General features: G+C 35.9%; 1 protein-coding gene. It reads left to right on the forward strand.

Annotation, left to right across the window (positions count from 1 at the left end; all coding sequences use genetic code 11):
- The first annotated feature begins 94 nt into the window (after positions 1–94).
- Positions 95–1,431 (forward strand): IS3 family transposase gene (locus BVI01S_RS22350; protein ID WP_434091785.1). Its coding sequence is split into 2 segments (ribosomal slippage): positions 95–494 and positions 494–1,431, totalling 1,338 coding nucleotides; the frame shifts between segments, so codons are not numbered across the junction.
- The last annotated feature ends 39 nt before the right edge of the window (positions 1,432–1,470 follow it).

Below are 1,470 nucleotides of genomic sequence, written 5' to 3' on the forward strand. Positions count from 1 at the left end.
TTAAACTGTACCCTGTGTGGTAGACACAATAAAAAAGTCTACTTCACAGGGTATTTTTATGTACAATTGAATAAACCCAGGACAGGAGAGACACATGAGTAAAAAACTCTTTACAGAAAAAGAAATAAAAATATTATCTAAAAATCCATTTGTGAAAAATGTTAGCTCAAAAGGGATTACATATACTGACAAGTTCAAAGAGCATTTCATTACCCAAAATAAACAAGGCAAGTTCCCTAGAGAAATCTTTGAAGAATGTGGATTTGATGAAGAAACTATTGGGGTAAAACGGATTGAATCTTCAGGCAAAAGATGGCGTAAAAGCTATCGTAAGGATGGAGTTCTTGGACTAAGAGATACGAGGTCTGTTTATACTGGAAGACCGAAGGAAAGAGAATTATCCACTGAAGAAAAATTGGCAAGGATGGAAGCGGAAAATAACCTGTTAAAGGCAGAGAACGAACTTTTAAAAAAGATACGATTCGCAGAGAGGGGGCTAAAGAACAAGTCTTAAAGTTATCAGCTGACCAGAAGTTCAATCTTATCCGGTCTACTATAAAGAAATACAACCTAAAACGTATGGTAGCTTATCTATGTAATATAGCTGGTGTCTCCCGTCAGGGATATTATAATTACTTTTCTCCAAAACAAATTGAACGAAGGAAAGAAAAGGAGAAAAAGGATGAAGTCCTCCGGGACTTAGTGCTCCAAGCCTATAAATTTAAGAAACGTAAAAAAGGAGCCCGCCAAATTAAAATGGTTTTAAAGGGTCAATTTAAAATTGTATTTAACCTTAAGAGAATCCGAAGGATAATGAATAAATATGATATTCAATGTCCTTTTCGGAGAGCTAATCCTTATAAGCGTATAATGAAAGCAACCCAGGAACACAAAGTAGTTCCAAACCTACTTAAGAGGGAATTTAAGCAAGACTCACCTTATAAGGTTTTGCTTACAGATATCACCTATCTTTACTTCGGGAAAGGCCAAAGGGCTTATTTATCAACGATAATTGATGCCTCTACCAATGAAGTCTTAGCACACAATGTCTCTGAACGAATTACTCTAGATATCGCTACGGACACTTTGAAGAAGTTAAAGAAAAATAGGAAAGTTAAATTATCTAAAGAAGCTTACATACACTCTGATCAGGGCAGCCACTATACCAGCCCCATATATCAAAAGCTGGTCAAAAAGTTGAGGTTGGGTCAATCCATGTCAAGAAGGGGGAATTGTTGGGATAACGCACCCCAAGAATCATTCTTTGGCCATTTCAAAGATTTAGCGGAAATAGAACAATGTCAGTCTCTTAAAGAACTAAAAAAGGAAGTAAAAGAAGCCATCTATTATTACAATACATACAGGTACCAATGGAATATGAAAAAGATGACCCCTATACAATACAGAGATCATCTTCTTCAAGCAGCCTAGCCTTTATTAAAAATGTCCTTTACAAAGGGTACAGTTTAC

The organism is Rossellomorea vietnamensis NBRC 101237, assembly GCF_001591825.1.
Classification (GTDB): domain Bacteria; phylum Bacillota; class Bacilli; order Bacillales; family Bacillaceae_B; genus Rossellomorea; species Rossellomorea vietnamensis.